This window comes from Achromobacter deleyi (genome assembly GCF_016127315.1).
Classification (GTDB): Bacteria; Pseudomonadota; Gammaproteobacteria; order Burkholderiales; family Burkholderiaceae_B; genus Achromobacter; species Achromobacter insuavis_A.
The window spans coordinates 2,054,179-2,072,471 of sequence record NZ_CP065997.1 but is presented as its reverse complement, the minus strand read 5'-3'; the positions used below and the strand labels follow the sequence as shown (position 1 = coordinate 2,072,471).

The following is an 18,293-nucleotide window of genomic DNA, read 5'->3' as shown; positions in this document are numbered from 1 at the left end:
GCACACTTCCCGAATGGTTTTCGCCCTTGAGGGTTTTTGGCTTTACTGGGCCAGCCACTGGGCTGGATCCACAGGAGCGCCGCGATGGCGAATTTCAAAGTATAGGCCGGATTCCACTTGGCCGCCGGTTGCGCCTACCGTAGCAATAGTATCTCCCGCCGCGACGGAATCGCCCACCCGTTTGAGCAGACTTTGGTTGTAAGCATAGACGGTCAAATATTGCTGGCCATGATCCACAATGATGAGATTGCCAAAACCCCTCAGCCAATCGGCATAGACCACGGTGCCGGGGGCCACCACCTTGACGGGCGTGCCTTCGGCCGCGCGCAGCACCACGCCGCGCCAGACGCCGCCATCCGGGCGGTCGACCCCGAAGCGTCCCTGCACCTGGCCCCGCACCGGCGCGGCCAGGCCATGGCGCAGGCCGTTGCCGCCGCCCACCGGGGCGGCGCGCGGGGTCTGCTGGGTCGACGCACTACGGGTTGGAGCGGCTTCCTCCTCGACAGGTTCCGCCTTTTTGGGGGATCGGCGGGTTTTGTCGCGGGCGGCGTCTCGGCCGGGCCGGTCAGGCGCGGATGGCGCGTGTCGGCCGGGCGCAGGCCGGCGGCGTCCGGGTCGGCCACGACGACCGGGCCGCGGCCCGGTCGTGAGGCGGCCTCGACCTGTTCGCGCGCCTCGGCGGCCTCGCGGGCCTCGCGCGCGTTGCGGTCACGGCGGGCGTTGTCGGCCGTGGCCTTGTCGGCGGCCGCCTTGCGGTCGGCCTCGGCTTTCTTGCGGGCTTCCTCGGCGCGGCGATCGGCTTCGGCCTTCTTGCGCGCCTCTTCGGCACGCCGGGCCTCCTCGGCCTTGCGCGCTTCCTCGGCGCGGCGTCGCGCCTCTTCGGCCTTGCGGGCCTCTTCGGCCTGCTTGACGATGGCCGCGTCCAGATCGGTGATCAGGCGCGACAGGCGCTGGTCGTCGCGCCCCAGCTTGTTGGCTTCGGCGCGCTGGGCGGCGATCTGGCCTTCCAGCTGCGCCAGCAGGGTGCCGCGTTCTTTCTGCTGGGCGACCAGGGCGGTCTTCTGTTCGGAGGTTTCGGCCACCAGCTTCTCGATTTCGGCGCGGCGGGCGTCGGCGCGGCCCTGCAGGGCCGCCAGGCGGTCGATGTCGGCGCGCAGCGCCTCGACGGCGCGGGCGCGGGCCTGGGACACGTAATCGAGGTAGCCCAGGTTGCGGCCCAGCACCTGGGGATCGTCGCCGGACAGCAGCGCGGTCCAGGGCGACAGGCCGCTGGTGTATTGCGTGCGCAGCTGGTCGGCCAGTTCGACCCGGCGCTTGGCCAGCACGGCCTGCTGGGCCGTGATCTGCTTTTCCAGGCCGGACAGGTCGGTGCTCGCCTGGCGGCTGGACTCGGCCAGTTCCTTCAGGCGCAGATTGATGCGGGAAATCGCCGATTCCGATTGCTTCAGGGCATCGGCGGCTTCCTTGCGGGCGGCTTCGCGCGTATCGATGTCCTTTTGCAGGTTCTCGATACGGTCGCGCAGCTGCGCCTGCTGTTTCTCGGCTTCGGACTGGCGGCCGGCGAGATCGTTGGGCGCGGCGCCCGCCGGCAGCACCCCGCCGGCCAGCATGACCGCCAACAACCACCCCGCCATGCGCACCATGGATATCAGTCCTTCTTAGCCTTGCCTTGAGCCGCGACCGCGGCCATGGCCGCCTCGATCTCGGCGGCATCGCCGAGATAATAGTGGCGGATCGGACGCAGGTCATCATCCAATTCATACACCAGCGGCTGGCCGGTGGGGATGTTCAGGTTGACGATGTCGTCGTCCGAGACGTTGTCCAGGTGCTTGATGAGGGCGCGCAGGCTGTTGCCGTGGGCGGCGATCAGCACCTTGCGGCCGGCGCGGATGGCCGGGGCGATGGATTCGTTCCAGAACGGCAGCACGCGCGCCACGGTGTCCTTCAGGCACTCGGTGGCCGGCAGCTGGTCGGCCGGGATCTTGGCGTAGCGGCTGTCGAAGCGCGGGTGGCGCTCGTCGTCCAGCGCCAGGGGTTCCGGGGCGATGGCGTAGGCGCGGCGCCAGACCAGCACCTGCTCGTCGCCGTACTTGGCGGCGGTCTCGGCCTTGTTCAGGCCTTGCAGGGCGCCGTAGTGGCGCTCGTTCAGGCGCCAGTTCACGCCCACCGGGGTGTACATGGCGTCCATGGCGTCCAGGGCGATCCACAGGGTGCGGATGGCGCGCTTGAGCACCGACGAGTAGGCCAGATCGAAGGTGTAGCCTTCTTTCTTGAGCAATTCGCCCGCCTTGCGGGCCTGTTCACGGCCGGTTTCAGTCAGGTCGACGTCAGTCCAGCCGGTGAAGCGGTTTTCCAGATTCCACTGGCTTTCGCCGTGGCGCATCAGAACGAGTTTATGCATGGTTTGGCACGCTTGTAACGCGGGTTAAAGTTGCGGAATGCGCTCATTTTATAATTGAGCGATTTTGCCCTTGATTTTGCCCCGGCGCACCCGTGAATTTCGCGGCGCGGCGCTTCAGGGTTCGCCCTTACCAGGCTAGACGCCGCACTTCAGGATGCCCCGTGGACCTTCTGCAATTCTTGCTCGATAAAAACAACATCTTCATTGTCGCCGTAACCGTCGTTTCCGGCGTCATGCTGGCCATTCCCGCCCTGCGCAAGGGCCGCACCGGCTCGGCCGTCAGCACCACGGAAGCCATCCAGATGGTCAACCAGCGCCAGGCCGTGTGGGTCGACGTGCGCCCCGCCGAACAGTTCCAGGCCGGCCACATCGCCCAGGCCCGCAGCGTTCCGGCCGCCGACCTGGAGCAGAAGGCCGCCTCGCTGCCCAAGAACAAGCCGCTGGTCGTGGTTTGCGACAATGGCCGTGATTCCGCCCGCGCCGCCGCCAAGCTGCGCGCGCAGGGCTTCGCCGACGTCGTGCCGCTCGATGGCGGCATGCGCGCCTGGCTGGCCGCCAGCCTGCCGGTCACCCAGAAGGGTTGAACGCGGGCGACGCGCCCCCATCTTATCGACAGAATCCGCCTGGAGCGCCTATGAATAAAGTTGTCATGTACAGCAAGGACTATTGTCCCTATTGCGCCCGCGCCAAGGCGCTGCTGGAGCAGCGCGGCGTGACCGACCTGGAGATCATCCAGATCGACCGCGAGCCCGGCCAGCGCGATCGCATGATCGAACGCACCGGCCGGCGCACCGTACCGCAGATCTTCATCGGCGATACCCACGTCGGCGGTTGCGACGACCTGATGGCGCTGGACCGCTCGGGCGGCCTGACCCCATTGCTCAACGGCTAACGCCCCTTTTTGCCCCTCCCACCAACGGAAACACTCATGGCTGATCAAGACCAAAACACCCAGCAAGAAGGCGGCAACGACGCGCCCTCGTTCAATCTGCAACGCGTCTACCTGAAAGACCTTTCGCTGGAAATGCCGAACGCGCCCCACGTCTTCCTGGAGCAAGAAGCGCCCCAGGTTGAAGTGAGCATCACCGTGGGCGGCCAGCGCCTGGCCGAAACCGTGTTCGAGACCACGGTCACCGTCACCGTCACCACCCGCATCAACGACAAGGTCGTGTACCTGGTCGAGGGCACCCAGGCCGGCATCTTCGAAGCCGCCAACATCCCCGAAGAGCAGCTCGATCCGCTGCTGGGCATTGTCTGCCCGACGATGCTGTACCCGTACCTGCGCGCCAACATCGCCGACGCGATCACCCGCACCTCGATGCCGCCGCTGCACCTGACCGAAGTCAACTTCCAGGCCCTGTACGAACAGCGCCTGGCGGAACTGCAACAGCAGCAAAGCAACGCCAACGGCAATGGCAGCGACTCGGGCATCATCCTGCCCGCCAGCGCCACCCGCCAATAAGGCAGACCGCGGCGCCCCATGAACCAGCCCACTCCGCCCAGCCTGCGCGTCGCCGTCCTGGGCGCGGGCAGCTGGGGCACCGCGCTGGCGGCGGCCGCGAGCCGCCGCCACCCCACCGTACTCTGGGCGCGCGATCCGGCGCAGGCCGCCGACATGGCCGCCCGCCACGAAAACGCGCGCTACCTGCCTGGCATCGCCCTGCCCCAGGCACTGACGATTACCCCTGATCTCGACGCCACGCTGCGCAGCCTGCAACAGGACAGCGCGGCGGGGCTGATCATCCTCGGCGTCCCGGTGGCCGGCCTGGCCGCCACCTGCGCGGAACTCGCGCGCCGCCTGCCCGCACTGGGCCTGCAAGACACGCCCATCGTCTGGACCTGCAAGGGCTTTGAAGCCGACACGGCCAGGCTGCCCCACGAAATCGTGCGCGAGGCCCTGCCCGGCGCCGTCGGCGGCGTCCTGTCGGGCCCGTCGTTTGCCCGCGAGGTCGCCCAGGGCCTGCCCGTGGCGCTGACCGTCGCCAGCGACAACGCCGCCCTGCGCGCCGCCACCACCCAGGCCCTGCACGGCGCCGCGCTGCGCGTCTACGCCAGTAGCGACCTGGTCGGCGTGGAAATGGGCGGCGCCCTCAAGAACGTCATCGCCGTGGCCTGCGGCATCGGCGACGGCCTGGCGCTGGGCACCAATGCCCGCGCCGCGCTGATCACCCGCGGCCTGGCCGAGATGACGCGCTTCGGCGTCGCGCTGGGCGCGCAGGCCGAGACCTTCGCCGGCCTGACCGGCCTGGGCGACCTGGTCCTGACCGCCACCGGCGAACTGTCGCGCAACCGCCGCGTCGGCCTGGAAATCGGCGCCGGCCGCAAGCTGGCCGACATCCTGGCCAGCGGCATCACCGCCGAAGGCGTGCGCTGCGCGCGCGCCGCGCTGGAACGCGCCCGCGCCATCGGCGTCGAACTGCCCATCACCGAAGCCGTGTGCGCCGTGCTGTTCGACGGCGTTGCGCCCATGACGGCCGTATCCACCCTGCTGGCGCGCGACGCCCGCGACGAACACGGCAACGCGGGCTGACACCGCCCGCGCGCCCGGACCCCATCCCCGTCCTCATAACAACACGACGAACGACACCCAGGAGACATCCTTCATGACGCAAACCCGCACGTTCCGGGTCGGCCCCCTGCTGCGCGGCCTCTGCCTGAGCCTGGCGGCCATCCTGCCCGCCGCCGCCCACGCCGATTGGCCGGACCGCCCCATCCACATGGTGGTGCCGTTCCCGCCCGGCTCGTCGCCCGACATCCTGGCGCGCACCATCGCCGAACCGCTGGGACAGGCGCTGGGACAGCCCATCGTCATCGATAACAAGACCGGCGCCGGCGGCAACATCGGCACCCGCATCGTCGCGCAGGCCAAGCCCGACGGCTACACCCTGCTCTACACGATCAACGGCCCGCTGGTCACCGCCCCCACGCTCTACAAGAAGACGCTGGGCTACGACCCGCTGCAAGACCTGGCGCCCGTGACGCTGGTCGGCACCAGCCCCAACGTGCTGACCGTGCCCGGCAACCTGAAGAACGTCAATTCCGTGCAGGACTTCGTCCGCATGGTGAAGGAACACGGCAGCTCGCTGAACTACGGCTCCGTCGGCCCCGGCAGCTCGGCCCACCTGGCCATGGAAATGTTCAAGGAACGCGCCGGCATCGACATGGCGCACATCCCCTACGCCGGTTTCCCGCAGGTCATCAGCGCCATCATCGGCGGCGACATCCAGGCCGGCTTCATGGTCCCCGCCATCGCCGTGCCCCAGACCCGCGACGGCAAGGTCAAGATCCTCGCCGTCACCAGCCTGCAGCCCAGCGACACCCTGCCCGGCGTGCCCACCATGGCCTCGCAGGGCTACCCCGACTTCGAAGCCATCTCCTGGAACGCCATCCTGGCCCCCGCCGAAACGCCGATGCCCATCATCGAGCGCCTGAACAGCGAACTGAACCGCATCATCAACAGCGACACGGTCCGCAAGCAGATGGCCCTGCAATACTTCACCCCCGCCGCCTCCACCCCCGAGGCCCTGACCGTCCGCATCCAGGACGAAAAAGCCCGCTGGGACCAGGTCATCCAAAAGCTGAACCTGTCACTGGACTAACCCTCCCCCCACCTGAGTATTGGCAAAAACGCCAAGCAACCAGCCCGCCGCCAAGCCTCATCGCGAGCGGGTGACGGGGCAGACGGGGGATGGCGGGGCGTGTAGATGCGCCCAAGGGAAACCGAAGGGAGCCGCAGGCGGACGAGGTTGACGCAGGGGCAGTCCGGAGCGAACGCTCCGGACCGCAATCGTAGCCCCGCCATCCCCCGCCTGCCCCGTCACCCGCGCCTAAAGACCCCAACGGCAACGCCCCAAAAAAAACTCAACCCCCCCCCTCATACCCCAACTGCCGCCAAGCCTCAAACACCGTCACCGCCACGGCATTGGACAAATTCAAGCTCCGCTGCCCCGCCCGCATCGGCAACCGCAACCGCTGCTGCGGCGCGAACATCGCGTGATGCTCCTCCGACAATCCGGCGCTCTCCCGCCCGAACACGAACACATCCCCCGCCTCGAACCGCACATCGCCCACGCTGCGCTGCGCATGCGTGGTCAACGCATAGATGTGGGAAGCCGCCGCCCCCGTATCCGCCAGCGCCTCCTGCAGCGTGTCGTGCACGCGCACCGGCTGCCACTCGTGATAGTCCAGCCCCGCCCGCCGCATGCGGGCATCGTCCAGTTCGAAACCGAGCGGGCGCACCAGGTGCAATTGCGCGCCGGTATTGGCGCACAGGCGGATGGCATTGCCCGTGTTGGGCGGAATCTCGGGGCAGACGAGGATGACGTGGAACATGATGAAGGGACGGAAAGACGTTGAATGACGGGCGGCCGGCCGCGGCCGCGCAGCAGCGATTGTCGCCGATTTGGCCGGCTGCCCCGGCGCGCGTGGCCGCATGGCGGGCCGACCCGCTCCGGACATCAGGGCGCACGCGGCGTGCGCGCCGCCACCAGCACCGTCACGCTGATCGCCCCCGCGGCCAGCAACGCGCGCGCGGCCGCATCCGCGGTGCTGCCCGTGGTCATGACGTCATCCACCAGCCCGACATGGCGGCCGGACAGGTCACGCACGCAATGGAACACGCCGCGGGCGCCGCTCAGCCTGGCGCGGCGTCCCAGAGCCGTCTGCCTGGGCGTTTCGCGCCGCCGCCGCAATGCCCCGCGCAGCAGCGGCCAACCCAGTCGCGCCGCCAGGCCGCGGGCGATCTCGGCCGCCGGGTTCATGCCGCGCCGGCGCAGCGATGCGCGGCTGGACGGCACCGGCACCAGCAGCAAGGACCCTGGCGGCGGCTCGGACCACACCGCATGCGCCAGCAGCCGCGCCAGGACCGGCGCCGCGCTGAGCCGCAGCTGGGTCTTGAGCTGGCGGATCAACACCTCGGCGGGCGGCTCGTAGTCGAAGGCGGCGATCGTGCCGATGAAGGCCGGCGGCCGCGCCAGGCAGTCGGCGCAGTGCAGCGCATCCGGCGCCAGCCGCTGGGCGCAACGCGGGCAGCGCGGCGCCAGCGACGCTTCGGCCAGGTCGGTTTCGCAGCCCTCGCACAGGCGGGCGCCGCCGACCCGCGCCCCGCACAGCGGGCAGTCGCAGGGCACCCGGGCCAGCAGCCGCCGCCCCATGGCCTGTAGGGACAATCGGCCGCCGCGGCCGGGATGGGCAATAATGTGAGCCATCCCCCATGAAATCATGATCCGCCCGCGGCGCCGCCCCGGGCGCGACCGAAATGTCCCTGCCCGCACCCGCCACCCCGCCCTCGCTCCCGCTCGTCGCCGCCGACGTGCCGCGCCAATTCGCCCGCCGCGGCGACCTGTCGGACGCCCAGTTCCTGTACGGCGAAGTCGCCCGCCGCATGCTGGGCCGGCTGCAGTACATCCGCGTGCAGCCCCAGGCCATGCTCGACGCCGGCTGCGGCGCCGGCGACAACCTGGCGCTGCTGCGCGAACGCTATGCCGAGGCCGCCTACACCGGCCTGGACAACTGCGAACCGCTGCTGGAGATCGCCCGCAAGCGCCACGCCCCGGCCGGCCTGTCGGCCTGGATCGGCAAGCTGGCGCGGCGCGGTCCGGCCAATGCCTTCGTCAACGCCGACCTGGCCGCCACCGGCCTGACGCCGGAGTCGCTGGAACTGGTGTGGTCCAACCTGGCCCTGCACTGGCACCGCGAACCGCATGCCGTGCTGGCCGAATGGCGCCGCATCCTCAAGGTCGGCGGGCTGGCGATGTTCTCCTGTCTGGGGCCGGCCACGCTGCGCGAACTGCGCCAGGCGCTGGACGATGCTGGCCTGCGCACCGCTACCCCGGCCTTCGTCGACATGCATGATTTCGGCGACCTGCTGGTGGAAAACGGCTTCGCCGACCCGGTCATGGACCAGGAAATCCTGACGCTGACCTACCGCACGCCGGAAAAGCTGCTGCAGGACGTGCGCGCCCTGGGCGGCAACCCCGCCGCCGGCCGCCGCGGCGGCCTGGTCGGACGCGACTGGCAAGCGCGCCTGTGCGCCGCGCTGGAAGCCCAGCGCCGTCCGGACGGCGTCATCGCCCTGAGCATCGAGGTGGCCTACGGCCACGCCTGGCGCGCCGCCACCCACCGCGGCACCGCCGGCGAGACCCGGCTGTCGGTCAGCGCCATCGGCGGCCGCCAGCGCGGCACGCCCTGAAACAAGACGCCCCGGCGTACCGTCCACCGAAGCGGGACGGCCGGCCGGGGCGGATGGGCCCGGAAAGGCTTAGTGCAGGCGTTCGGGCAGCGGCGCGGTCACTCCCGGCTCCGCCGGCGAGAGGGGCTGCATTGGTTCGGACGTGGCGCGGATCCGCCGCCGCAACACCGCGGTCGGCTCGGCCGGCGCGGCCTGGGCAGCCTCGCCGCGCCAGGCCTGCGACATCGATTCCACCACCAGCGGCAGGTCGCGCAGGCGATGGAACTGGCTGCGCAGCCAGCGCGAATCGTTGCCGCTGCGCATGGCTTCGTCGCGCAGCGCCGCGATCATGTCGCCGGTCCCCAGCTCTTCGGCCACCGGCATCAGCCGCTGGAACAGCGCGCGCAGGTGATCCATCAGGCGCAGGCGCTGGCCGTCCGGCGTCACGTAGCTGCCCTGCAGGCCGAAACGGCAGGCCTGGAAGTGGTTGCTGCGGTAGGACAGCCAGGCCTTGTCGCTGGGATCGTCCTCGCGCATCAGCAGCACCGCCAGCGCCTGGGCGAAGGCCGCCATCTGGCAGGCGCGCTCCACGGTCAGCGGCGTATCGCAGACGCGGATTTCCACCGTGCCGAATTCGGGCTTGGGACGGATGTCCCAGTACAGGTCCTTGATGCTCTCGGCCAGGCCATAGGCGCGCAGTTGCGCAATGTGGGCCTCGAACTGGTACCAGTCCTTGACCTCGGCCGGCATGTGGCCGGCCAGCGGGAAGCTGTTGACCGCGTTCAGGCGCGAGCACGAGAACAGGGTATCGACGCCCTCGCAGTACGGCGACGAGGCCGACAGGGCGATAAAGTGCGGCACATAGGGTGACAGCCGGCGCAACAATTTGATGGCTTCGTCGCCGCTTTTCACGCCCAGGTGGATGTGCTGGCCGAACACCGTGAATTGACGCGCCAGGTAACCATACATTTCGGCCAGGTACTGGAAGCGCGGGGTATCCGAGATGGAGCGTTCCTGCCAGCGCATGAACGGGTGGGCGCCGCCACCGGCCACCGAAACGCCCACGGCGTCGGCCGCTTCGACCAGGGCATCGCGCATTTCGCGCATTTCGGCCAGCAGGCCCATGGGGTGCTCGTGCACCGAGGAATTCAGTTCGATCATGGAACGCGTGATTTCCGGTTTCACGCGATCGGCGATGGGGTGGTTGGCCATTTGGGCCAGCAGCTCGTCAGAGGCTGCGGTCAGGTCGAAACTGCGGGGGTCGATCAGTTGCAGCTCGAGTTCGATGCCCAGGGTGTTGGGGGCCGACGAAATGAACGGGATCTGTTCCATCTCGGACTCCTTCGGATATGTGATGAGGGGGTGCGCCGTTCGACCTTGAAGCCCGGCAACTTCCCGGGGGGCGCTAGACGGCGGCTTGTGAACGCATAATAGCCGCATGTTTGTGGCAAAACGATTGAAAATCGTGACATTTGTGTGCAACATCACGATGCATTCAGTTTTGCCCTCTAGAACAAAGTGAGCGAGCACTCACAACGTAATGGCGGCGCGGCTCGCCGGACCGGAAGGCCCGCAAGCGCAGTCCGGGCGCGGCTTTTCAGTGAGGGCGGGATAACCCGAATAAGGGTTATCCCTTAGAAAAAGATCCATCCCCGAGAGGGGCTCGGCACGGCGGCCGAGGACCGGAAATTCCGCCGGCCCCGCGGGCGGTCATGCCGCCCTATTTGCGCCAGAAGATCGGCGTGAACAGCACCAGCACGGTCAGCAGCTCCAGGCGGCCGATCAGCATGGCGAAGGTGCAGACCCAGATCTGGAAGTCCGACAGCACCGCGAAATTCCCCATGGGCCCGACCGGTCCCAGGCCGGGACCGGTGTTGTTGACGCTGGCGAACACGGCCGAGAAGGCCGTGATCGGGTCCAGCCCCGACAGCAGCAGCAGGCTGGTGAAGACGGCGATGGAGAGCCCGTAGAACAGCATGAACGCCAGCACCGACGACATGGTGCGAGCCTCGACCGCGCGGCCATTGACCCGCACCGGGCTGACCGCATGCGGATGCAACATTGTGACAAGCTCGTTGCGCGCCTGCTTGACCAGCAGGATGGCCCGGATCATCTTGATCCCGCCCCCGGTGGACCCGGCCGAGGTGGCGAACCCGGACAACAGCAGCATGGTCAGGGGCGCGAACAGCGGCCACTGGGCGAAGTCGGTATTGGCGTAGCCGGTGGTGGTGGCCATCGAGATGGTGTTGAACATGCCGTAGCGCAACGCTTCCAGCGGCTCCTGGTAGACGCCCTTGACGTACAGGAACACCGAGATCACCAGCCCCACGCCCAGCACCACCACCAGGTACGGAATCGCCTCCGGGCAGCGCAGGTAGGCGCGCCCGCTGCGCTGGCGGAAGGCATTGAAGTGGGTGGCGAAGTTGATACCGGCGATCAGCATGAAGACCATGGCCACCATCTCGACCGCCACCGAATCGAAGTGGGCGAAGCCGTCGTCCCAGGTCGAGAAGCCGCCCAGCCCCATGGTCGTGGCCATGTGGCACCAGGCCTCGAACCAGGACAGGCCGACCGCGCGGTAGGCCAAAAAGCACAGGATGGAGAAGGCGAAGTACACCGCGTACAGCGCCTTGGCGGTGCTGGCGATGCGCGGCGTCAGGCGCTCGTCCTTCATCGGGCCGGGCGTCTCGGCCCGCACCACCTGGTGTCCGCCCACGCCCAGCAGCGGCAGGATCGCCACCGCCAGCACCAGGATCCCCATGCCGCCGATCCACACCAGGGTGGCGCGCCACAGGTTGATCGACGGCGGCAGCGCGTCCAGGTTGGTCAGCACGGTGGCGCCGGTGGTCGTCAGCCCCGACATGGCCTCGAAATAGGCCCCGGTGAACGACAGCGGCAGGCCGGCGCGGTGGAAGTAGATCAGCAGCGGGATCGCCGCCAGCAGCGGCAGGCCGGCCCACACCGCCGACACCAGCACGAAGCCGTCGCGGGCGCGCAGTTCGCTGCGGGCCCGCCGGGTCAGCGCCGCCAGCGCGACGCCGATGCCGACGGAGATCAGGAAGCCATGCAGGAAGGCGTCGCGCGCCGCGTCGCCGCCGATGTAGGCCACCCCCAGCGGGATCAGCATGGTCAGGGCGAACATCACCATGGTCAGGCCAAGGATGTGCAGGGTCGCCAGGACGCGCTTCATGCGCCCTCCCCGGCCGCCGCCGGTCCGTCGGGAAACGGGACGCGCGGGCTCATCAGAAGAACGACGCCGAGACTTGGAACAGCTTTTCCACGCGCGGCATCTGCTTGCGCGAGGGCACGAAGACGATGACGTGGTCGTCGGTCTCGATCACGGTATCGGCGTCGGGCAGGATGATCTCGTCCTCGCGCACCAGAGCGCCGATGCTGGCGCCCTTGGGCAGGCTGATCTCGCCGACCTTGCGGCCCACCACCTTGGAATTGGAGCGGTCGCCGTGGGCGATGGCCTCCAGCGCCTCGGCCACGCCCTGGCGCAGCCGGTGCACCGCCGCCACGTCGCCGCGGCGCACGTGGCGCAGCAGCTCGCTCATGGTGGCCTGCGACGGCGACACGGCGATGTCGATATGGCTGCCCTGCATCAGCTCGCCATAGGCCTGGCGGTTGATCAGCGCGATCACCTTGCGCGCCCCCAGCCGCTTGGCCAGCAGCGACGACATGATGTTGTCCTCGTCGTCGCTGGTCAGGGCCAGCCAGGTGTCCATGTCCTCGATGTTCTCGCGTTCCAGCAGGGCCTCGTCGGTGCCGCTGCCGTGCAGCACCAGCACGCTGTCGGGCAGCTGCGTGGCCAGGTACTCGCAGCGCTTGAGGTCGCGCTCGATGATGCGCACGCTGTAGTTTTCCTCGGCCAGCGCGCGCGCCAGCCGCAGGCCGATATTGCCGCCGCCGGCGATCATCACGCGGCGCACGGCCTTTTCGGCTTCGCGCAGCTGCCGCACGGCGCGGCGGGCATGGCGCGTGTCGACCACCAGCACCACCTCGTCGCCCGGGGCGATCACGGTGCCCGAGCCGGCCCGCAGCGGGCGGCCGCCGCGCAACACGTCGATCACCCGCGCCGTGACGTCGGGCCAGACCTCGCGCAGCTTGTCGACGGGATGGTGCGCCATCGGGCTGCCATGGCTGACGCGGACGGTCACGACGCTGACGCGGCCCTCGGCGAACTCCACCACCTGCAGCGCCTCGGGGAACTCGATCAGGCTGTGCAGGTAGGTGGTGACGCTGCGCTCGGGGCTGATGATGGCGTCGATGCAGAAGCCCTCTTCGCTCATCAGCTCGGGATGTTCGGAGAATTCGCCCGAGCGGATGCGGGCGATGCGGCGGGGGATGTTGAACAGCTGGCGGGCGATCTTGCAGGCCACCATGTTGGCCGCGTCGGAGGCGGCGCAGGCGATCAGCAGGTCGGTATCGGCGGCGCCGGCGCCTTCCAGCACCGACACCTGCGAGCCATCGCCATGGACGACGCGCAGGTCGAAGTGTTCTTGCAGGTATTGCAGCTGCGCGGGATCCGAATCGATCACCGTGATGTCGTTCTGCTCGGACACCAGGTTTTCAGCCACGCTGGTGCCTACGCGCCCAGCGCCGATGATCAGGATCTTCATGCGCCCCGTTTGCGCGCCGACTCGATGCCCAATTGCTTGAGCTTGCGGTAGAGGTGGGTGCGCTCGAGGCCGGTGCGCTCGGAGACGCGGGTCATGCTGTGGCTTTCGCGGACCAGGTGATATTCGAAGTAGATACGCTCGAACTCGTCGCGCGCCTCGCGCAGCGGCTGGTCCAGCGAAATGCTGCCCAGCTGGCCATTGGCGGTGACCGGGACTTCGTTGGCGGGAGCCGTCGACAGGGTCGGCGGATCGAGCTCGTCTTCGAGGGCCACGGTGGCGCTGGCCGTCGCGGGCGCCGCCACGGGCGCCGGATGCGGCACGCGGCCGCGGGCCAGCCCGGCCGCCACGGTCTTGAGCAGGCGTTGCAGCGTGATCGGCTTTTCGAGGAAATCCATGGCGCCGATGCGGGTGGCCTCGACCGCCGTGTCGATGGTGGCATGGCCGCTCATCATGATGACCGGCATGTCCAGCAGGCCCTGCGAGCCCCATTCCTTGAGCAGGCTGACGCCATCGGTGTCCGGCATCCAGATGTCCAGCAGCACCAGATCGGGACGCATGCGAAGGCGCGCGGCGCGCGCTTGCGCCGCGTTTTCGGCCAATTCGACCGTGTGCCCTTCGTCGTAAAGGATTTCCGACAAAAGCTCGCGAATACCGACTTCGTCGTCAACCACCAGAATTCTGGCCATAAAGCATCCACCTATTGCGTAGCCGCATTATCCTTTTCTTGCGCGGTCGCGTCCATAGTATCGGCCCCGGGAGCAAGCCGGGTCAACAAGATGGAGATCCGCGCGCCTCCTTCCTTGCGATTCGCAAGGTCGATCCGCCCGCCATGCTCTTCAACGATCTTGCGTACGATTGCCAATCCTAACCCAGTCCCGTGGGACTTGGTGGTTACGTAGGGCTCGAAGGCGCGCTGCATGACCTGCGGCGGGAAGCCCGGCCCGGTGTCGGCCACCGTGAAGCGCAGGGCCTGCTGGTCGGCGCGGTCGGGCTGCTCGCTGCGCATCAGCTGGGTGGTGACGCTGACCCGGCCTTCTCCGCCCTTCTCGGCGATGGCGTCGCGGGCGTTGGACAGCAGGTTGTGGATCACCTGGCGCAGCTGGGTCGGATCGCCCTCGATGGCCGGCAGGTCCGCGCCCAGGCTGACGTCCAGGTTCAGCGCCTTGCCGGAGGTCGAACGCACCGAAGTGGCGCCGTCCGGCTCCCAGCCGTACAGGGACAGCACGTCCGCCACCAGCGCGTTGAAGTCGATGCGCTGCATCACCGCCGGCGGCGTGCGGGCGTATTCGCGGAAATCATCCACCATCTGCTTGAGCGAGGCCACCTGGTTGACGATGGTGTTGGTGGAACGCTCGACGATCTGGGCCTCGGCCGGCGGCAGCTTGCCTTCCAGCTTCATCGCCAGGCGCTCGGCGGACAGCTGGATCGGCGTCAGCGGATTCTTGATTTCGTGGGCCAGGCGGCGCGCCACTTCGCCCCAGGCAACGGTGCGGTTGGCCGATATCACCTCGGTAATATCGTCGAACACCACCAGGTAACCGTTGCCGCGGCCGTCCACCCGCAGGTGGGTGCCGCGCGCCAGCAGCGTCAGCGCCTGCGGCCCGTTGGGGGTGTCGCCCTGCTTGGGCGCGATCTCGAACTGCTGCTGCCAGTGCTGGCGCTCGGACCCCACCGCGGCGTGGGTGGAAAACGCCTGCCGCACGACATTCGCGAATTCGAGCATGCCGTCCACGGTTTCCAGCGGCCGCCCGATCACCGAGCGCAGGTCGGCCTGCAGGATGGTCTGGGCGCCCTGGTTGACGGTGGTGACGCGGAAGGCTTCGTCGAACACCAGCACGCCCGAGGACAGGTTCGACAGCACGCTTTCCAGGTAGACGTTGGACCGCTCGAGCTGCTGGCGGTTGCTCTCGACCATGCGGCGGGCCTCGTCGAGCTGGCGCGTCATGGCATTGAAGGAACGGGTGAGCTGACCGACCTCGTCGCGTTCGGGCGGCTCGGGCAGCGGCCGGTAGTCGCCCACGCCCACGGCCTGGGTGCCGCCCGCCAGGCTGAGCAGCGGCCGCACCAGCCGCTTGGACAGCGACAGCGCCACGGCGATGGCGCCGAAGGCGGCCAGCAGCAGCGCCAGGGTCAGCGTGATGCCATAGAGCTTGCGCAGGCCCAGCCGCGACAGGGCCAGCTCCTGGTAGTCGCGAAAGCCCTGCTGCACCAGGTTGGCGTTGTGCGCGATCTGCTCGGGCACCGGCTGCAGCAATTGCAGCCAGCGCGGCTCGGAGGCGGCGCCCAGCAGGTTGTCGTAGCGGTCAGGCCCGGTCAGCGGGATCACCACGCGCAGGTGCAGCCCGCCGTCGATGCCGGGCTTGACCGGATCGTCGGCCTCGGCCGCCGAATAGCCGCGCGACAGCCGCAGCTGGTTCATCACCGTGGACGGCGGCATCGCCGGCAGCAGCTGGCCGTACTGGCTGGTGGAAAACGCCACCATGCGGCCGCTGCCGGTGAAGACCATGGCTTCCTGCACGCCGTTGGCTTCGCGCAGCCGGGTCAGGGCCAGCGTCACGCCGGTATCGGAGTTGCGGTTCAGCTCGGCCGCCATCGAGCGGGCCCGCGCGTCCAGATCGGCCAGCAGCGAGTCGAGCGCGGCGCGGCCCAGGTTCAGGCCGGCCTCCAGCGCGGTGTCGACCCGCACGTTGAACCAGGACTCGATCGAGCGCGACATGAACTGCACCGAGACCGTGTAGATCAGGGCGCCGGGCACCACGCCGATCAGGGCGAAGGCCAGCGAGAAGCGAGCCGTCAGCCGGGCGCCGAACTGCCGCCGCCGGATCTGCCGCGCCAGCCGCACGGTCAGCGCCACCACCCAGACGAACAGCGCCAGGGCGAAGATGCCGTTAAGAATCAGCAGGATGTCGTAATAACGAGCAAAGCGCGAGGCATTGCCCGTGGACCATGCCAGCAGGCCCAGCAACGCCAGGCCGCTTACCGCGCCGACCATCAGGGCCAGCCGAAGCAACAGCCTCATGAGGGGTCTTTCTCCTTGTCACCCAGCGAGAACGAGAAATCGGTCCACGGCGTGCCCTGGACCCAGGAGCTGCTGTTCAGGGCATTGACCTGGAACGGCCGGGGCAGCAGCGACGTGTCCAGCCGCAGCCGCAACTGGCCGCCATAGACCACGCCTTCGTCGAAATCGTCGGCATCGGCCACCTGCCAGTTGCGCACGTGGCGGATGACGCTCATGGCGTCGTCCAGCGACGCCACCGGGAAGGACAGCTCGCCGACCCCGGCGCGCCACTGGCGCGTCAGCGCGTTGTAGATCACGCGCCAGGTGCGGGAGGTGTCCACCAGGGATTTGTCGAACCACCACCAGCGCTCGCGCGTGATGGTCAGGTCGGCGGTGAAGTACAGGGGCACGCCGCGCTGGGCGGCGTCACGCAGTTGCTGGTTCAGTTCGAACTCGATGTCGGCGTCGATTTCAAGCTTGTCGCCCCGCACCACCGGTTCGACGCGCACCACCTTCGGTTCGGACCCGTGTGCCTGACCGGCCGGCGCCAACGACAGCGCGGCAGTTACGAACAACAACCCCAGAAATAAGCGTGAAATGATGGACATACGACACCGAAACCCCGTCATGCCCCCTATTCTTGGCGATTCAGGACTGCTTGGCAAACAAGGCGTAGAAAAATCCATCGCGTTGCGCCGCGGGTGTTGCATCGACCGCAACTGGCAGCAATTGGCCCGGCGCGTCCAGGCGCTGGGCCTCGGGGTGGCGCTGCAGGAACTCGAGCGCCTGGCGCGTGCCCTCGATCGGGAAGATCGAGCAGGTCACATACAGCAGGCGGCCGCCGGGCGCCACGGTGCGCCAGAGCGCGTCCAGGATCCGCGCCTGCAGCGTGGCGGTACGGCGCACGTCGTTCTCGCGCCGCAGCCAGCGGATGTCGGGATGGCGCCGCACGATGCCCGAGGCGGTGCACGGCACGTCCGCCAGCACGGCGTCGAAGGGCTTGCCGTCCCACCAGGCGTCCAGGTCGGCGGCGTCGGCGGCCTGCAGCCGCACGTGCTCGCCCGCCAGGCCCAGGCGGTCCAGGTTCTGGCCGACCCGCACCAGGCGGTCGGCGTCGGCGTCCAGGGCCAGCAGGTCGATGTCGGCCAGCTCCAGCAGGTGGGCGGTCTTGCCGCCCGGCGCGGCGCAGGCATCCAGCACCCGCATGCCGTCCTTGGGCGCCAGCAACTCGGCGGCCAGCTGGGCGCCGGCGTCCTGCACCGACCACCAGCCCTCGGCGAAACCGGGAAGCTGGGTCACCGGGCGCGGCGTGGCCAGCACCAGGCCGGCCTGGCCCACCGGCTCGGCGGCCAGGCCCGCGTCCTGGAACGCGGCCAACACCTGCTCGCGGCTGGCGCAGCGGCGGTTGACGCGCAGGGTCAGCGGCGCCGGCACGTTGGCCGCCCGCAGGATCTCCTGCCATTGCTGCGGATAGGCCACGCGCAATTGCTTGACCCACCAGCCCGGATGGTTCCATTCGGCCTCGGGGCTGTCTGCCACGGCGGTCTCCAGCGCCGCCCGCTCACGCAGGAAACGGCGCAGGCAGGCATTGAGCAGGCCCTTGAACGAGGCCAGGGAGCGGTTCGAGGACGCGGCCGTAACGGCTTGGTCCACCACGGTGTGGGGCGCGTAGACCGGCATGCCCGGCAGCGCGGCCGCGGCCTCGCCCTCGGCCTTGAGCAGCGTCAGCGACACCAGCAGCAGCGACTCGAACAGCACATTGGGATAGCGCTGTACCAGCTCGCGGCCGACCGCGTCGGCCCAGCCCAGGTAGCGCATCGCGTGGAACGACACCGCCTGGGCCGCGGGACGCAGGGCGCCGTCGACGTCGGCCAGGGCGTCGGTCAACGAACGGCCTTCCAGGACGTCCTCCACCACGCGTGCGCTGGAAAGCATGACGGCGGAAAGCGGGGGAGCCAGATGGGGGGTATCGGAACGCGTGGACATGGCAGCAAATCAAAGGACAAGACCGCTATGGTAGCCCGGCGCGGGCCGCCGCCCCCGCCGACGGCCCCACGGCGGGCGCTGGACGAACCGCGCCGGGCGCGTCACACTGGCCGCTTG

General features: G+C 68.8%; 16 protein-coding genes and 1 pseudogene. 6 read left to right on the top strand and 11 right to left on the bottom strand.

The window, feature by feature from the left end:
- Window positions 1-42: 42 nt before the first annotated feature.
- Both I6I07_RS09335 and gpmA read right to left on the bottom strand, forming a co-directional pair.
- Window positions 43-1,643, bottom strand: a pseudogene (locus I6I07_RS09335) (murein hydrolase activator EnvC family protein).
- Between the two features lie 5 nt (window positions 1,644-1,648).
- Window positions 1,649-2,401: a 2,3-diphosphoglycerate-dependent phosphoglycerate mutase gene (gpmA, locus tag I6I07_RS09330; protein WP_035359662.1), complete on the bottom strand. Its 753-nt coding sequence runs from the start codon at window positions 2,399-2,401 to the stop codon at window positions 1,649-1,651.
- A 161-nt stretch (window positions 2,402-2,562) separates the two neighbouring features.
- Here gpmA and I6I07_RS09325 point away from each other — a divergent pair, with 161 nt between their 5' ends.
- From I6I07_RS09325 to I6I07_RS09305, 5 genes are all read left to right on the top strand, one after another.
- A complete protein-coding gene (locus I6I07_RS09325) occupies window positions 2,563-2,985 on the top strand; it encodes a rhodanese-like domain-containing protein (RefSeq protein ID WP_006391754.1) in 423 nt (140 codons plus the stop codon).
- Between the two features lie 50 nt (window positions 2,986-3,035).
- Window positions 3,036-3,293, top strand: coding sequence for a glutaredoxin 3 (gene grxC, locus I6I07_RS09320; RefSeq protein WP_006391755.1), 258 nt, complete (start codon window positions 3,036-3,038; stop codon window positions 3,291-3,293).
- A 36-nt stretch (window positions 3,294-3,329) separates the two neighbouring features.
- Window positions 3,330-3,863 carry a protein-export chaperone SecB gene (gene secB / locus I6I07_RS09315; RefSeq protein ID WP_006391756.1) on the top strand — a complete coding sequence of 178 codons (534 nt, stop codon included), beginning with the start codon at window positions 3,330-3,332 and terminating at the stop codon, window positions 3,861-3,863.
- Window positions 3,864-3,881: 18 nt separating this feature from the next.
- Window positions 3,882-4,931, top strand: coding sequence for an NAD(P)H-dependent glycerol-3-phosphate dehydrogenase (locus I6I07_RS09310; RefSeq protein WP_198486417.1), 1,050 nt, complete (start codon window positions 3,882-3,884; stop codon window positions 4,929-4,931).
- A 73-nt stretch (window positions 4,932-5,004) separates the two neighbouring features.
- Window positions 5,005-6,000 (top strand): Bug family tripartite tricarboxylate transporter substrate binding protein, encoded by a 996-nt coding sequence (locus I6I07_RS09305; protein ID WP_006391758.1) that lies wholly within the window; start codon window positions 5,005-5,007, stop codon window positions 5,998-6,000.
- Window positions 6,001-6,262: 262 nt separating this feature from the next.
- Here the strand turns inward: I6I07_RS09305 and I6I07_RS09300 are convergent, their stop codons facing one another.
- Together I6I07_RS09300 and I6I07_RS09295 are read right to left on the bottom strand one after the other, a co-directional pair.
- A complete protein-coding gene (locus I6I07_RS09300) occupies window positions 6,263-6,733 on the bottom strand; it encodes a tRNA (cytidine(34)-2'-O)-methyltransferase (RefSeq protein WP_198486416.1) in 471 nt (156 codons plus the stop codon).
- 125 nt (window positions 6,734-6,858) lie between these two features.
- Window positions 6,859-7,608 (bottom strand): ComF family protein, encoded by a 750-nt coding sequence (locus tag I6I07_RS09295; RefSeq protein ID WP_420094570.1) that lies wholly within the window; start codon window positions 7,606-7,608, stop codon window positions 6,859-6,861.
- Window positions 7,609-7,658: 50 nt separating this feature from the next.
- Here I6I07_RS09295 and I6I07_RS09290 point away from each other — a divergent pair, with 50 nt between their 5' ends.
- The gene (locus I6I07_RS09290) at window positions 7,659-8,591 is read left to right on the top strand and encodes a methyltransferase domain-containing protein (RefSeq protein ID WP_198486415.1); all 933 of its coding nucleotides are present in this window, start codon (window positions 7,659-7,661) and stop codon (window positions 8,589-8,591) included.
- 69 nt (window positions 8,592-8,660) lie between these two features.
- Here I6I07_RS09290 and I6I07_RS09285 read toward each other — a convergent pair whose 3' ends face one another.
- From I6I07_RS09285 to rsmB, 7 genes are all read right to left on the bottom strand, one after another.
- Complete coding sequence (locus tag I6I07_RS09285) at window positions 8,661-9,902, bottom strand: YbdK family carboxylate-amine ligase (RefSeq protein ID WP_198486414.1); 1,242 nt, start codon at window positions 9,900-9,902, stop codon at window positions 8,661-8,663.
- Between the two features lie 388 nt (window positions 9,903-10,290).
- Window positions 10,291-11,760: a TrkH family potassium uptake protein gene (locus I6I07_RS09280; RefSeq protein WP_006391763.1), complete on the bottom strand. Its 1,470-nt coding sequence runs from the start codon at window positions 11,758-11,760 to the stop codon at window positions 10,291-10,293.
- Window positions 11,761-11,812: 52 nt separating this feature from the next.
- Entirely contained in the window at window positions 11,813-13,192 is a 1,380-nt protein-coding gene (trkA, locus tag I6I07_RS09275) for a Trk system potassium transporter TrkA (RefSeq protein ID WP_198486413.1), read from the bottom strand.
- Window positions 13,189-13,878: a response regulator gene (locus tag I6I07_RS09270; RefSeq protein WP_054487850.1), complete on the bottom strand. Its 690-nt coding sequence runs from the start codon at window positions 13,876-13,878 to the stop codon at window positions 13,189-13,191. Before I6I07_RS09270 ends, trkA begins: the two co-directional genes overlap by 4 nt.
- 11 nt (window positions 13,879-13,889) lie before the next feature.
- Window positions 13,890-16,211, bottom strand: coding sequence for a sensor histidine kinase (locus I6I07_RS09265; RefSeq protein ID WP_198486412.1), 2,322 nt, complete (start codon window positions 16,209-16,211; stop codon window positions 13,890-13,892).
- Window positions 16,208-16,798, bottom strand: coding sequence for a DUF4390 domain-containing protein (locus tag I6I07_RS09260; RefSeq protein ID WP_156333358.1), 591 nt, complete (start codon window positions 16,796-16,798; stop codon window positions 16,208-16,210). Before I6I07_RS09260 ends, I6I07_RS09265 begins: the two co-directional genes overlap by 4 nt.
- Before the next feature lie 40 nt (window positions 16,799-16,838).
- Window positions 16,839-18,176: a 16S rRNA (cytosine(967)-C(5))-methyltransferase RsmB gene (rsmB, locus tag I6I07_RS09255; RefSeq protein ID WP_198486411.1), complete on the bottom strand. Its 1,338-nt coding sequence runs from the start codon at window positions 18,174-18,176 to the stop codon at window positions 16,839-16,841.
- Window positions 18,177-18,293: the final 117 nt, after the last annotated feature.

Coding starts and splice junctions, on each gene's coding strand:
- gpmA (WP_035359662.1), bottom strand. CDS start 2,401: ATGCATAAACTCGTTCTGATGCGCCACGGCGAAAGCCAGTGGAATCTG.
- grxC (WP_006391755.1), top strand. CDS start 3,036: ATGAATAAAGTTGTCATGTACAGCAAGGACTATTGTCCCTATTGCGCC.
- secB (WP_006391756.1), top strand. CDS start 3,330: ATGGCTGATCAAGACCAAAACACCCAGCAAGAAGGCGGCAACGACGCG.
- I6I07_RS09310 (WP_198486417.1), top strand. CDS start 3,882: ATGAACCAGCCCACTCCGCCCAGCCTGCGCGTCGCCGTCCTGGGCGCG.
- I6I07_RS09305 (WP_006391758.1), top strand. CDS start 5,005: ATGACGCAAACCCGCACGTTCCGGGTCGGCCCCCTGCTGCGCGGCCTC.
- I6I07_RS09300 (WP_198486416.1), bottom strand. CDS start 6,733: ATGTTCCACGTCATCCTCGTCTGCCCCGAGATTCCGCCCAACACGGGC.
- I6I07_RS09295 (WP_420094570.1), bottom strand. CDS start 7,608: ATGGCTCACATTATTGCCCATCCCGGCCGCGGCGGCCGATTGTCCCTA.
- I6I07_RS09290 (WP_198486415.1), top strand. CDS start 7,659: ATGTCCCTGCCCGCACCCGCCACCCCGCCCTCGCTCCCGCTCGTCGCC.
- I6I07_RS09285 (WP_198486414.1), bottom strand. CDS start 9,902: ATGGAACAGATCCCGTTCATTTCGTCGGCCCCCAACACCCTGGGCATC.
- I6I07_RS09280 (WP_006391763.1), bottom strand. CDS start 11,760: ATGAAGCGCGTCCTGGCGACCCTGCACATCCTTGGCCTGACCATGGTG.
- trkA (WP_198486413.1), bottom strand. CDS start 13,192: ATGAAGATCCTGATCATCGGCGCTGGGCGCGTAGGCACCAGCGTGGCT.
- I6I07_RS09270 (WP_054487850.1), bottom strand. CDS start 13,878: ATGGCCAGAATTCTGGTGGTTGACGACGAAGTCGGTATTCGCGAGCTT.
- I6I07_RS09265 (WP_198486412.1), bottom strand. CDS start 16,211: ATGAGGCTGTTGCTTCGGCTGGCCCTGATGGTCGGCGCGGTAAGCGGC.
- I6I07_RS09260 (WP_156333358.1), bottom strand. CDS start 16,798: ATGTCCATCATTTCACGCTTATTTCTGGGGTTGTTGTTCGTAACTGCC.
- rsmB (WP_198486411.1), bottom strand. CDS start 18,176: ATGTCCACGCGTTCCGATACCCCCCATCTGGCTCCCCCGCTTTCCGCC.